This is a genomic window from Streptomyces sp. UH6, from assembly GCF_013421635.1.
In the GTDB taxonomy this organism is placed as follows: Bacteria; Actinomycetota; Actinomycetes; order Streptomycetales; family Streptomycetaceae; genus Streptomyces; species Streptomyces abyssomicinicus.
This window is the reverse complement of the sequence record NZ_JACADT010000008.1, coordinates 18786-32448: the sequence shown is the minus strand read 5'-3', so window position 1 is coordinate 32448 and position 13663 is coordinate 18786. Positions and strand designations below refer to the sequence as shown.

Here is a 13663-nt window from a genome sequence, read left to right as displayed (position 1 = left end):
GACCGGGTCGTCGTCCTCGACGGCGGGCGGATCGCCGAGTCGGGCACGCACGAGGAGCTCCTCGCGGCGGGCGGACCCTACCGCCGACTGTGGGACGCCTTCCGCGACGGCGTCCCCGCGGACGCCGCCGCCGAAGCCGCCGAAGCTGCCGAAGCCGCCGAAGCCGGGGAAGCCGCCGAAGCCGGGGACGCCACCGCCGACCCCCGTACCACCGGTCCCCGTACCACCGATCCCCTCATGCAGGAGAGTGCACGATGACGCAGTACCGCAATCTGGGCCGCACGGGCATGAAGGTCAGCCCACTGTGCCTGGGGACGATGATGTTCGGCGCCCGGGGCAACCCCGACCACGAGGACTCCGTGCGGATCATCCACCGGGCGCTGGACGCGGGGATCAACTTCGTGGACACCGCCGACGTCTACTCGGCGGGCGAGTCCGAGACCATCGTGGGCAAGGCCCTCGCGGGCGGCCGTCGGGACGACGTGGTGCTCGCCACCAAGTTCCACGGTGCTCTCGGCGACGGGCCCAACGACCGGGGGAACTCCCGCCGTTGGATCGTCCGCGCGGTCGAGGACAGCCTGCGGCGGCTGGGCACCGACCGGATCGACCTGTACCAGGTGCACCGGCCGGAGCCGGACACCGACTTCGACGAGACGCTCGGCGCGCTCACCGACCTGGTGCGCCAGGGCAAGATCCGGTACATCGGGACGTCCACGTTCGAACCGTCGGCGATCGTGGAGGGCCAGTGGACCGCCGAACGGCGGGGTCGGGAGCGGGTGGTCACCGAGCAGCCCCCGTACTCGCTGCTGGCGCGCGGCATCGAGCGCGAGGTGCTGCCGGTGGCCGAGCGCCACGGACTCGGCGTGCTCGTCTGGAGCCCGCTGGCCGGGGGCTGGCTGTCCGGCCGCTACCGCAAGGGCGCGGAGCAGCCCGTCTCCAGCCGCTCCGCGCGCCAGACCGAGCGCTTCGACATCGCCGCCCCCGAGAACGCGGCCAAGCTCGACGCCGCGGAGGCCCTCGCCCGGCTGGCCGAGGAGGCGGGGCTGACGCTGGTGCAGCTCGCCCTCGCGTTCGTCCTCGAACATCCGGCGGTCACGTCCGCGATCATCGGCCCGCGCACCTTCGACCAGTTGGAGAGCCAGCTGGGCGCGGACGCGATCCGCCTCGACCAGGACGTCCTGGACCGTATCGACAAGATCGTCCCGCCGGGCGCCAACCTCTCCGCCCGCGACGGCGGTTACACCCCGCCCTCCCTCACCGACCCGGCACGGCGCCGTCGCGCACGGGCCTGACGTCGCGACGGCGCGCGGGAACGAAGGTGACCGGGAGCGAAGGTGACCGGCGCGCCGTCAGCGACTCCGCGGTCGCGAACCCGGCGGGCGGCGGCGAGCGCAGGACCGGAGCGGATCCGGTGACCGGACATCAGCACCGCGTGGTCCCCCTGCCGGGCTCGATCTCTAGACGGGCAGCGCGGGGAACACCGCGACCGAGCCGTCCTTCTCGCGCGCGATCTCGATCGCGACGTCCGCCGGGCGGCCGTTGCGCATGACGCCACGGCCCAGCTGGTGCAGCCGATGCGCGGCGCTCAGGAGACGATCCACTTCACCGGCTTTGAAGACGGGGCGCAGCCCGCTCGGGCGTCCCAGCTCCAGGGCCGAGAGCCGGAGCAGCACATCGGCGATGCCCGACTCGATGTCGTCGAGCCATTGTTGATCACGCTTGAGCGCGGCGGTGAAGTTCTCGAACGGATTCTCAGGGGCGCCCTGGGCGTGCTCGACCGCCTGGAGGACCACGACCCGCCGTTTCATCGTGATCGCCAGGGCGGCGAGTTCGAGATGGGCGTGGAAGGTCCCGCCCTGTTCCTCGATGCCGGGGAAATGGTCGGTCAGCGTGGCCAGTGCGACGGGCTCGCCGTCGGGCAGCGCGTCGAGCGCACTCCGCCACCGGCCCAGGCGGGTCTCGGCCTGCGCCAGCGCCGTGTCGATGGTGTGCACCGCCGAGTCGAGTCCCAGCGACACACCGAGCTTGCCCTGATCGAGCAGGACGGCCGTGGCCTTGTCGATGGCAGGGCGGCAGCCCGCGAGAGAGCTGCGCTCGTCGTCGAGCTTGTCCTCCTTGAGCTGCTCCAGCAGTTCCGTGATGTGTTCGATGGCCTGCTGTCGCTTCATGTCCGCGTGCGCACTCACCCCCACGGCCACGGCCATGAGCACCAGCGGAGCGGCCACGGTGAGTGCCGTGCCTCCGGCCACCGCGGCGCCGGCGGTCGCACCGGCCCCACCGACCGCACCTGTCGCCGCGACCCCTCCGACCGGCACGAGCTTCGCGTTCGCGGCGATCTTGCCCGTCGAGTCCACGAGAGCCCCGCGGACCGCACCGGACGCTCCCTTCGCCACCATGGGGCGGACGAGGCCCTGCCCGAACTGGGCGGCGAACTTCGCCGGGATCACCATCCGGTAGAGCACCTCGCCCGACGCGGTCGCTCTGGCAGCCGTGAGAGACGTGCGCGTCGACTGCGTGATGAACTGGGACAAGTGCTGCGCCAGAGGACTTGCGGCGTCCAACGGGATGCCGCGGCGGCGGTCGACCTTGTCGGACAGCGGATGCGCCTCCAGCGTGACGATCGGCTCGTCGGCCAACGCGGCCAGGACTCCGCGCAGTTCGGTCAGGCGCTCGGGCGTCATCGACTCACCCGCGGGCAACCCCGGTACCTGGACATCAGTGGTCGCGAGCGTCCACACGGGAACGGTCGTCCTACGGTCGTCGAGCATCGTCTCCCCCTTGTTCTCCGACGGCAGCCTACGTCTTGCGTCGGGCTCGCACGGCACGTAGCCGTCACCACACCTCCGCCCACACCTCGGGCGCCGGTCGCGCACCCGGACACCTCCCGCACCACGAACGGCTCGCGGAGGGGCTGGAGCGGCTTGTCGGTCGGCTCGGCGACCGGGGCGCGCGCCCCGCCCCGCTCTGCCGCTCTTCGGCAGACGACGGACCACCCGCGTGAGACGATCGCGATGGGCGGGCCACCCCCGCCTGGATCGCGAACTCCCCCTCGCAGCGCGTGACATGGTGTCCGACCAGCAACGGTGAGGTGAGGTACGGCATGACGGCCACGGCTCGACTGCATCGCAGCCCGGAACTGCCCGCACTCCTGGATCGGATCGACGCGCTGGGCGGGTCGCTCGACGCGGACGCGGATGCCGCGGAGGACCTCGGCAGACTCCCCGAACACACCGCGCGGGCCCTGCTGGACACGGGGATCGTCAGAGCGGAGTTGCCGAAGAGCCTCGGCGGATTCGAGTTCACCCCGCTGCAGCTGATCGAGACGGTCGAGCGGCTCAGCCACCACGACGCAGCGGCCGGCTGGACGATGTTCGCACTGCAACTGGTGACCGGCTCCACTGCGGCCTTCATCGGGGACGCCGCGGCGGCCGACCTGTTCCCCGACGTCGCCGGCGGGGAGTACGCGCTGGTCGCCGGGCACGGCACCCGGCCCGGCCGGGCCGTGCCGGTGAAGGACGGCTACCTGGTGAGCGGCAACTGGCAGTTCGCCTCCGGAATGGCGCACGCCACCCACGTCCACAGCCTGATCCAGGTCGAGGACACGGGAGAGATGCGGATCCTCGCCATGCCGAAGTCGCAGGTGACGCTCGACGGCAACTGGGACGTGCTCGGGCTGCGCGCGACGCACAGCGTCGACTACCACTGCCACGACGTGTACGTCCCGCACGAGTACACCTACCTCGCCACCACGACCACCCCGGTCAACGGTGGCGCCGTCTACCGCCTCGGTCTGGTCAACATGGCCGCGATCGGACACACCGGCTGGGCACTGGGCGTCGGACGGCGGCTGCTCGACGAGCTGAAGAAGGTCGCCCGGGCCCGCGCCGGAACGCGTGGTGCCGCTGTCGACACCTCCCAGTTCCACGCGGAGTACGCGACCGCGGAGGCCCGGCTCCGGGCCGCCCGGGCGTGGGTGGCGGAGGCATGGCGCGACTTCGAGGCCACCCTCGACTCGGGCGACCTCCTCACCACGGAGCAGGAGACGCTGCTGCGCCTGGTCCTCAACCACGCGACGTCGACCGCGCGGGAGGTGGGCGGCACGGTCCACCGCTGGGCGGGCTCGGCAGCGATCCGACGCGGCCCGATCGACCGCTTCCTGCGTGATCTCCACACGGGGACCCAGCACATCACCTCAAGCCCGGTGGTGCTCCAGAACTGCGGGAAGTGGCTCAGCGGCGCCCGGCCCGAGGCGCGATGGAGCTTCCTCGATCTGGCGTAGTGACGCCGCGTCCCGTCGAGCTGATCCGGCCTCGCGTCCTCTCCCGGATCTCGATCTCCTCGGCGCCGGTGACGGTCAGGAGCTCGCAACCCTTCGGGCACTCGACGTGTCGTAGCAGGTATGAACAATCCCGTCGCGCCTGTGGTGCTCATCTCCGTCTTCGTCCTCATACCGTGCGGCGCGCTGCTGTGGCGCGACATCCCGCTTCGCAGGCGAGGGCTCACGGCCGAGGGCACGTGCGTAGCGGTGCACCACAACCTCAGTTCCGCGAAGCCGAGCGTCCGGTGCGAGTTCGAGTTCACCACGGCGGCCGGACAGGTGGCCCGGATGAGGACGACACCGCACAACCGCCCCCTCGCCGCGGTGGGCGAGACCCGCACGGTGCACTACCTGCCGAGGAAGCCGGAGAAGGCGCGGATCGCTCAGGACTTCTCCATCGGGGGAGCCGTCTTCGGCCTGGTGGTCGGGATGGCCGTGATCGCCCTGACCGTGTTCCTCCGGTGACCCGCCGTTCGCCGGTGAACCTCTCGGCCGTGCGGCGGTGGACGCTCGCGTGGGCCACGCCGGGCAGGAGATCGGGGAGGCACTCGACGAAGCGGGTGACACCTGGAGGCCACTCGGACGGCCCACGGTCAGCGGGAACAGTCAGCGAGGGTCAGCAGCAAATGGGCTGATTCCGGGCGGACATGGTCGGAGTGGGCACCCGCCGGGTTGAGGCGGCGGCCGCGCACGTACACCTCGGAGGCATCGACGTTCACGAAGCGGTGGTCGAGCACGGACAGCGGGTAACGCTCGTCGACCGGCAGCAGGCGGGTGGTGAACATGGGCGCGGGAGCCGGGCCGATGCCGGAGTGACCGATGCCGGCCTGCCGCTCGGCCCGCAGGTGCCAGAAGCCCGTCGCCCGGTCGTGCCGGGAGTACGTGGTGACGATGGGGCCCCGCAGCGGGGCTCCGTCATGCCCGTCGCCCGGCAGGATGCCCGGGAAGCGGGTGAGGAACGCGTCGCGCCGGGCCGCCATCTGGAACAGGAGCATGCTGTCCGCGGTGAACGGCCGGGACGGCGACCGCTCCGCCGCGCTCCAGCCGAGTGTGTCCTCGAGCCGGGCGTCGGCCGCCCACTGCACCGCCTCGCACAGGAACCGGCAGCCGAACGAGTGCCCGACGAGGTGCAGGTACTGCCCGTCCCGGTTGGCCAGTACCGGCGCCGCCCGCGGGTCGGCGCGTTCGGTGTCCAGATAACCGAGAAGCCGGCCGAGGATGTGTGCGGCGTGGCCCCCGCCGTCGCGCGCGCCCATCGCATGGGCGCGGTCCCTGATACGGCGGTATCCGGCCGGGGTGACCGCGCTGGACGACGGCCAGCGCACCACGACACACCACGGCCGGAAGCCCTTGGCCGTGGCGTCCGTCAGCGCCGGATACTGCGCGGGGTGGGCCGCCAGGTTGGCGCGCAGCAGCGCCAGCAGCCGTTCGGCGGTGCGCCGGGCGGAGCGGGGCGAGGTCTGCCAGCCGTGGACGTAGACGAGCACGTCCGTCGCCCAGGGGGGTGGAGCGAGGCGGTCCGCGAAGTAGTCACGCAGTCCGTGGTGGGGCACCGGCTCACGGGTGTCGGCGTCGAGCAGCCAGCCGGTCTCGTCCAGATCGACGGCCTGGACCTCGACGCCGGTCCCGATGCCGGCCGCCGCGGCCCTGCCCCGGGAGCCGCCTCCGTCCCTGACCCGGTTCTCGGGCCCTGCGCCCCGTTTCATACCTCACCTGCACGCGGCAGGTCGAGGCGCGCGTCCATGCCGCAGTGCAGCCCGTACGCGCAACCGAGAGGATTGCGGTAGAGGCGTGCGAAGTGCCGGGCGAGGTCGTGCACGATCCGGCCCGCGGTCGCCGCGCCCTCCAGGTAGCGGGTGACGAACTCGAGCGCGTACTCCGCGGCGAACGCCTGCGGCATGGCGATCTGCGGGCCGAGCACCCCGCGCGCACCGTGCTGGATGAGCTTGGCGCCGAGGAAGGCCTGATCCGCGCCGGCTCCGGTCAGCCCGGCATGGCAGGCGTTGAGCAGGACGAACGGCCGGAACGAACTGCCCCGGTACCGGACTCGCAGCTCGTGCACGGCGTGGCCGTCGAACAGGACGCCGTCGCTCAACCGGATGGCCAACACCGGCGGGCCGGGAGGATTGCCGACGAACTCTCCATGGCACCAGAAATACATCAACTGCTCGTCAAGCTCCGGATTTCCCAGATCGCGGACCAACTCGTCGTACGTCGTACGCACCGTGCAGGCCGTACCCTCCGCCAACGCCTTCGCGACCTCCTCCGCCCGACTGGCACGCCCCACCCGCACGTCGTGGTTCAGGCTGACGGTGGGCAGGTCGGGAGCGCCACGGGGCTCCTCGATCCACGCGTACGCGTCGCCCGTGTGCTCGATCTGGTGGCGGTACCCCAGGAAACGGGCGAAGAGCACGTCGAGGCCGGCCGCGGCGGTGGCGGCGGACTCCTCGTACGTACAGAGCAGGGACCAGGGAAGGTGCAGATCGGAGTCGAACCTCACCCGCAGCCCTTCCCGGGACAGGGCCGCTGCCAGATAGGTCCGGAACATGACCGTCCGCTCGTCGTCCCCCCGCAGCAGGGTGTCGAACAGCAGCGCCTCACCACTGCGCACCAGATCGGCGACCAACGGGCGCAACTCCCCCTCCGGCTCGCCGCTGAGATCGGCGGCCGTGGCGAACGGTCTTCTCCTGTCCGGCAGGGCCCGGCCCTGTTCGTCGACCGGCTGGTGGTCGACGAATCTCTCCCGCCATCGGGCACAGAGGCGGGCGGCCGCCCCCTGCACCTCGTCGGGACGCGCGATCAGGTCGGCCCTGTGCTCGGTGCCCGCGAGAGCCGGAACGGACGTCCCCGACATGCGGGCCCGGATCCGTCCGCCGCCGAGCACGTCGAAACTGACCCGGAGATCGGGCGGTTCCGTCTCCAGGTGCGGCAGGCGACGGAAGCCGTCACCGGGGTCCTGTACGACACGAGTGGTCAGCACGCGCGGCATCGGTCAGGACCTCACCTTGCGCAGCTCGGCGGTGCCGACCTGCAGGTCCGCGACCACCTGCTGAAGAACGACCCCGGTGTCGTGGTGCACGACAGCGAACCGGACCGGGTGCGTCCCGGGCTTCCCGGCCCTGAACCGGAACTCCCCGGACACCCGCTGCTCGGGGCGGTACACCACCGTGGCGGGCTCGATCTCCGCGCTGCTCAGCGGCACGGCCACGACCTCCAGGAGCGGACGCGCCCCCCGCTCGGCCCAAGGGTGCCCTGCCCCGGCCACCAGCTCCACGGTCAGCCGTACAAGGGTTCCGGCGCGGGGTTCGTCGTCGAGGAGGTTCAGGACGACTGCGCACTGCCCTGGGCGGGCCCGGGGGGCGGGGTCGTCGTCAGGTAACCCCTTCCCCAGCCGGGCCAAGGCGCCGGCCAGCAGCCGAGCGACGTGCATCTGGGAGATCCCGACCTCCTGCGCGATCTGAGGCTGGCTCATGCCACGGAAGTAGCGAAGCCGCACCACGTCTCTCTGCCGCGGTGGCAGATCACCCAGGAGCCGCTTGAGCGCGTCGCGGTGTTCGATGCCCTCCGGAGCCGCCTCCGCGCCGCTCGGCGCATCCTTCTCCGCGCTCGGCGTGTCGCCCTCCGCGCCCAGCGCGTCGGCGACCGCCGGGGACCGGTCCTCCGTGTCGAGGACGTGCAAGGAGAGCGCGGCGTGCGCGTTGGCCGAATTCAGCGCTTCCAGGACCTCCTGCTCGGAAACGGCCAGTCTCTCGGCGAGTTCGTGGACCGTGGGGGAACGGCCGTGCTGCTGGGAGAACTCGGTGGTCGCCGTGGTCAGCGCCAGGTGCAACTCCTGGAGCCTGTGAGGGAGTCGGTCTGTTCGGCCCTGGTCGCGGAGATACCGCTTGATCCCGGTGGAGATGAGTCCCGTCGCATAGGTGGAGAACTCGCTCGTCCTCCGGTCGGGGCGGAAGCGGTCCACCGCCTTGAGCAGACCCTCCGTACCCGCCCGGACGAGGTCCTCCTGCGGCACCTTCCGGTCGCGGTACCGGCGGGCGAGGTGCTCGACGAGCGGCAGATGCATCCGGATCAGACGACCGCGCAGCTCGGTGTGCTCGGAAGTCCCCGGCTCCAGATCCCACAGCCGCGTGAAGAGCGCGCGCACGCCCGGTCGTCGCTCCGGGGAAGGCCGGGCTTCCTCCCCCTCGTCTCCCCCCGCCGACACCACCGCCACCGCCGCCACCGCCGACACCGCCGACACCGGGCGAGCCGGCTCCGTGAGAACGCGGGTGATCAATCCGATGACGGGCGATCCGAGCGCGCCCGCGTTCGTGGCGACCGCCGCCACCACCCGCAGGGCGCGATGAAGGTGGGCCGGCCGTGCGGTGTCGTCGGTGGTGAGGACCTTCAAGGCGTCGTCGACAACCACTGCCTCCGCCGGGTCGAGGTGCTCACGCAACTCACGGAGTGCGATGCCCAGCTCCTCGCGCGCCGCGCGCCCAGCCTCCGCGGCACCGGCAGGAGCGGCGGACCGGACGATGCTCTGCGCCCCGTGGAGGTCGTGCGTGACGTTGTGGTCGCCGTAGTAATTGACGTGGTCGCCACTCATGTCTCGGCAACTCTCACGATCCCCGCACCCCCGCACCTGTGGACGTCACCCCCCCTGGAGCCCTGCGTGGCCCGTCATGTGGGGGACGGACCAGCTTAGCCGGGCCGCTCTGGACGGCACCTCGCCGAAACCGGCCACATCCCCTGTCGACGAGGGGACGGCGCCCTCCGGGAGCCCGGACTCCGGTCGAAGGCCGGCTGCCTGCCGCCCGTCCGTCCGCGCCGCACGGTCGGCCTTCTCGTCCGCGCCTCGAGCGTTTCCGCTCAACGCGTTGTCCGTCTCACTGCTGCCGCACGCCGTCGGGCGAGCCGGCGGGTACGGGGCGACGTGCTGCCGTGAAGAGCACCGCGGCGAGGACCGCAGCGGCCACCCCGAGGAAGGCGACGGCGGAGGCAAGGCTGCCCGCGGGTTCCTTGCCGGCCAGCAGAACCAGGGGGCAGAGGAACTCACCGAAGAAGAAGGCCGCGGTCCACAGGCCCATGCCGCGTCCCCGGTCGGCGAATTCCAGGAGGGACATGGCCCGGGTGACCAGTGACGGCAGCAGCAGGCCGGTGCCGACACAGTTGACAACGGCGCCGGCGATCAGGAGGGGGAGGCTGTCGGCCAGGCCCATCAGCAGGAAGCCCGCGGCACAGAGCAGGAGCAGGGCGGGCAGGCGATGGCGACGGTCCGGGGAGAGGCGGGTGAAGAGGACGGAGCCGAGGACGGTCGCGGCGCTCGCCACCGCCGTGACGAGGCCGACGGTGCCGGTGGAGTCGGTTCCGAGGTCGTCCAGGAGATAGGCCATCTCGACGGGAACGGTGTAGAAGACGACGGCGCCGAAGACGGTGAGGAGACAGACGCCGGCCATGCGCCGGACGGGGAACGGGCGCCGCGGAAGCGGCACCTGGGATTCGGTGCCGCGCTTCGACGGGAGAGGGGTCGGCAGGACGCGGGCCATGACGGGCGCGATGAGCAGGCCGACGGCGTAGAGCCAGAAGGGAGCGCGCCAGTCGGCGGCCCCGAGCACTCCCCCGAGGACGAAGAAGACCGTGGCCGAGGCGGAGGCGCACATGGTCTGCAGGGCGAGGTAGCGGTCGCGGAGTTCCCCGCTGTAGTAGTCGCCGATCAGCGTGGTGCAGGCCGTCATGATCGCCGCTTCGGCGACACCCACGAGGACTCGGCTGATCAGGATGGCGTGGAGCGAATCCAGCCAGAGGGGCGCCGTCCCGAAGAGGGCGTACAGGACGGTGGCGGCGACGAGCAGACGCTTGCGGCCGAGCCGGTCGACGATCATCCCGGCGAAGGGGGCGAGCAGCGCCAGGGCGAGCGCGGGGACGGTGAGGACGACGGGGACCAGCGCCGCGCTGCCCGGCACGCCGCCGAAGTGGTCCTGCATACGGGGCAGCACGGGGGCGAGGAGCACCGCTCCGAGGACGGGCAGACAACTGCCGGCCATGAGGACGACGGCGGGCAGGCGTCCGGCCGGGACGGTGTCGCGGACGTGATCGCGGGACGGCGGTATGACGGCAGCGGGCATCACGGCGCTCCAGTACGGGGAGGGGTGAAAGCGGCGCCCGGTCGGGACGGCCGACGAGGGTGGCACGGAAACCGGGGGCGGAATGCCCTCGACTATGCGTGCCGCCGGCCGCTCTGCCCACCCTTTTCACCATCCGCTTCGACGATGACCGCCATCCATCGGCCGAATAGGGGGATGAACCGGGGCTTCGCTGCCGCGCCCCTGGGAGAAGTGGCTGCGGACAGAGCTTCAGAACTGCGCTTCGGCGATGCGGCGGCCCACCCTCGCCGCGGTCTCCCTGAGCCAGATGTGCGCCGCGTCATGCGTGTGCACGGGGTGCCACCACAACGCCTCGCGCAGTGGCACGGCCTCGTAGGGCGGATCGAGGACGCGTACGGCGGCGATGGGGGTGAGCAGGCGGGCGAGGCGGGCCTGGACGAGGGCGATGCGGCGGGTGCCGGCGACGAGGGCGGGCAGGGTGTGGAAGCTGTCGACGGAGACCTCGACGCGCGGCTCGATGCCGAGCATGCCGAGCTGGCGTACCGCCGGGGCGTCGTAGGTGCGCTGGTAGGTGACCCAGGGCAGCCTGGCGAGGTCCCGGCGGGTGAGGCGGTCCTCGACGCTGGGGTGGTCGTCGGCGACGACGAAGACCCAGCGGTCTTCGTAGAGGTCGGTGGCAGGGAAGCCGCTGATGACGCCGTGGGGCATCAACAGCCCGTCGCTGGCGCTGAGCAGGCTCGCGGTGTCGTCGACGACGGTGAGCGGGGTGCGGGTGAAGTGCAGGCGAATGCCCGGCGCCTCCTCGTGCACGACGCGGGCGAACTCGACGCCGAAGACGTCGACGGCGTAGTCGGAGGAGACGATGCGGAACTCGCGGGTCTCGGTGGCCGGGTCGAAGTCGGCCTGACTGGTGAAGAGACGTTCGAGCACGTCGTAGGCGGTGGCGGTGCGGTCGAGGAGGACCCGGCCGAGTGCGGTGAGTTCGTACTGGCTCCCCTCGCGCGACAGGAGCTCGTCGTCGAAGTGGCGGCGCAGCCTGGCCAGGGCCGCGCTCATCGCGGGCTGACTCAGGCCGACGCGCTGTCCGGCCCTGGTGACGTTGCGCTCTTCGAGGAGGGCGCGGAGCGCGACCACGAGATTGAGGTCGAGGCGGGCCAGGTTCACGAGGCAAAGGTCCCTTTCGGGCAAGCGGCAACACAGCACTATTTGTCTCACCGATGACAATGATCCACAGAATCTATTTCCCCGATTGCGTGATGCGGGTCCAGATTAGTCCCATCGCCATCAGGAGGACATGTCGGTGAAACCTCAATCCGTTTCCGCTCCGTTCGCCGGGCCCTTCGCCCTCGGCACTCTCGCGGCCGACGACGGCCGCGCCTTTCCCGCCCTCGTCGACGGCGAAGGACGGGTCGTCGACCTGCGCACGGCCCTGGACGACCCGGCGTTGACGACGCGCGGCCTGCTGGAGCAGTGGCCGACGGTGCTGCCGGGCCTGCGGGAGATCGCCGCCGATGCGAGAGTCGCACGGCATCCCCTGTCGGACTTCCGAGTACTCGCTCCCGTCGAGCCGCGGCAGATCTTCCAGTCGGGCGCCAACTACCGGCAGCACGTGATCGACCTGCACGTCGCCCACCGGGATCCCGGTGACGGGCGGAGCGAGGAGGAGGCGCGCGCGGAGGCCGCGGACATCATGGACCGCCGCGCGGCCGAGGACCTGCCGTACGTGTTCATCGGCCTGCCGAGTTCCGTAACGGGCCCGTACGACGACGTGACGCTGCCCGCATGGGCGAAGAAGCCGGACTGGGAGCTCGAGCTGGCGGCGGTGATCGGCCGGCCCGCGTACCGGGTGTCGCCCGAGGAGGCGCTGGAGTACGTGGCCGGCTACACCATCGCCAACGACCTGACCGACCGCGCGACCGTGTTCCGCCGGGACATGCCGCAGATCGGCACGGACTGGCTGCGCAGCAAGAACGCCCCCGGGTTCACCCCGCTCGGCCCGTGGATCGTGCCGTCCGAGTCCTTCGGCGACACCGGCGATCTGCGCCTGACGCTGAAGCTCAACGGCGAGGTCATGCAGGACGAGTCCACCAAGGACATGATCTTCGACGTCGCGCGCATGGTGTCCTACGCCTCGCAGACCGCCCGCCTGCTCCCCGGCGACCTGGTGCTCACCGGCTCCCCCGCCGGCAACGGCATGCACTGGGGCCGTCTCCTGCGTGACGGCGACGTCATGGACGCTTCCATCACCGGTCTCGGCGCCCAGCGCACCCGCTGTGTCGGGGAGGCGTCGTGAACCCCGACGATCCCGAGGGCGCGATAGCCGAGGCCGCCGCGGAGTGCTCCAACTGGGGGCGCTGGGGCGAGGACGACCGTCTGGGCACCGTGAACTTCCTCGACGACGCCAAGCGCCGCGAGGGGGCCGCGCTGGTCCGCCGCGGCGTGAGCTTCTCCCTGTCGCAGCGCTTCGACATGAACGGCCCGCAGAAAGGCTGGCGGCGCCGGACCAACCCCGTCCACACCATGCTCGACACGGGTACCGACGCCGCCCTCGGCAACCAGGGCTTCCCGCACGGCATCGGCGGCGCGGACGACGTGATCGCGATGCCGCTGCAGTGCTCCACCCAGTGGGACGGGCTCGGCCACATCTTCGACCACGGCAGGGCCTGGAACGGCCGGGACGCCGCGAAGGTCGTCACCTCCGACGGCGACCTGGTCACCGGCATCGAGCACATGGCCCCGCACATCGCAGGCCGCGCGGTCCTGCTCGACGTCGGCCGCACCATCGGCGAGAACGGGGAGCTCCCCGACGGCTTCGCGATCACCGCTGAGCACCTTGCGGCGACCGCCGAGGCGCACGGCGTCACGGTCGGCCGCGGCGACATCGTCCTGGTGCGCACCGGGCAGCTCGCCCGAGCTCGACGCGCGGGCTGGGGCGACTATGCGGGCGGCCCCGCACCCGGCCTGTCGTTCACCACCGCGTCCTGGCTCCACCGCAGCGAGATCGCCGCGATCGCCACCGACACCTGGGGCTTCGAGGTGCGGCCCAACGAGTTCGCCCACGCCTTCCAGCCGCTCCATCAGGTCGTCATCCCGCACATCGGCCTGCTGATCGGCGAGATGTGGGACTTCGAGGCCCTGGCCGAGGACTGCGCCGCCGACGGCGTCCACGAGTTCTGGCTCACCGCCGCCCCGTTGCCCATCACCGGCGCCGTGGGCTCCCCCGTCAACCCCGTCGCCGTCAAGTAGTCCCGGGCCCGCA

The 13663-nt window shown here is 71.6% G+C and carries 11 protein-coding genes and 1 pseudogene; 6 read left to right on the top strand and 6 right to left on the bottom strand.

All coding sequences use genetic code 11. The features are described 5' to 3' along the window. Window positions 1–258 (top strand): annotated as a pseudogene (locus HW445_RS01725) (ABC transporter ATP-binding protein); the annotation flags it as partial. Next, window positions 255–1292, top strand: coding sequence for an aldo/keto reductase (locus HW445_RS01720; RefSeq protein WP_180219245.1), 1038 nt, complete (start codon window positions 255–257; stop codon window positions 1290–1292). The pseudogene HW445_RS01725 and the gene HW445_RS01720, both read left to right, overlap by 4 nt. A gap of 165 nt (window positions 1293–1457) precedes the next feature. Here the strand turns inward: HW445_RS01720 and HW445_RS01715 are convergent, their stop codons facing one another. Then, a complete protein-coding gene (locus HW445_RS01715; RefSeq protein ID WP_180219244.1) occupies window positions 1458–2768 on the bottom strand; it encodes a hypothetical protein in 1311 nt (436 codons plus the stop codon). A gap of 332 nt (window positions 2769–3100) precedes the next feature. Here HW445_RS01715 and HW445_RS01710 point away from each other — a divergent pair, with 332 nt between their 5' ends. Continuing rightward, complete coding sequence (locus HW445_RS01710) at window positions 3101–4279, top strand: acyl-CoA dehydrogenase family protein (protein ID WP_180219243.1); 1179 nt, start codon at window positions 3101–3103, stop codon at window positions 4277–4279. A 120-nt stretch (window positions 4280–4399) separates the two neighbouring features. After that, complete coding sequence (locus tag HW445_RS01705) at window positions 4400–4783, top strand: DUF3592 domain-containing protein (protein ID WP_180219242.1); 384 nt, start codon at window positions 4400–4402, stop codon at window positions 4781–4783. Window positions 4784–4911: 128 nt separating this feature from the next. Here HW445_RS01705 and HW445_RS01700 read toward each other — a convergent pair whose 3' ends face one another. From HW445_RS01700 to HW445_RS01680, 5 genes are all read right to left on the bottom strand, one after another. After that, window positions 4912–6024 (bottom strand): hypothetical protein, encoded by a 1113-nt coding sequence (locus tag HW445_RS01700; protein ID WP_257230763.1) that lies wholly within the window; start codon window positions 6022–6024, stop codon window positions 4912–4914. Then, complete coding sequence (locus tag HW445_RS01695) at window positions 6021–7298, bottom strand: CHAT domain-containing protein (protein ID WP_180219241.1); 1278 nt, start codon at window positions 7296–7298, stop codon at window positions 6021–6023. Before HW445_RS01695 ends, HW445_RS01700 begins: the two co-directional genes overlap by 4 nt. Window positions 7299–7310: 12 nt before the next feature. Next, a complete protein-coding gene (locus HW445_RS34045; protein ID WP_180219240.1) occupies window positions 7311–8906 on the bottom strand; it encodes a sigma-70 family RNA polymerase sigma factor in 1596 nt (531 codons plus the stop codon). Window positions 8907–9186: 280 nt separating this feature from the next. Beyond that, window positions 9187–10425 (bottom strand): MFS transporter, encoded by a 1239-nt coding sequence (locus HW445_RS01685; RefSeq protein WP_180219239.1) that lies wholly within the window; start codon window positions 10423–10425, stop codon window positions 9187–9189. 228 nt (window positions 10426–10653) lie between these two features. After that, window positions 10654–11568: a LysR family transcriptional regulator gene (locus HW445_RS01680; RefSeq protein WP_180219238.1), complete on the bottom strand. Its 915-nt coding sequence runs from the start codon at window positions 11566–11568 to the stop codon at window positions 10654–10656. A 130-nt stretch (window positions 11569–11698) separates the two neighbouring features. Here HW445_RS01680 and HW445_RS01675 point away from each other — a divergent pair, with 130 nt between their 5' ends. After that, complete coding sequence (locus HW445_RS01675; RefSeq protein WP_180219237.1) at window positions 11699–12697, top strand: fumarylacetoacetate hydrolase family protein; 999 nt, start codon at window positions 11699–11701, stop codon at window positions 12695–12697. Then, the gene (locus HW445_RS01670; RefSeq protein WP_180219236.1) at window positions 12694–13650 is read left to right on the top strand and encodes a cyclase family protein; all 957 of its coding nucleotides are present in this window, start codon (window positions 12694–12696) and stop codon (window positions 13648–13650) included. Before HW445_RS01675 ends, HW445_RS01670 begins: the two co-directional genes overlap by 4 nt. The last annotated feature ends 13 nt before the right edge of the window (window positions 13651–13663 follow it).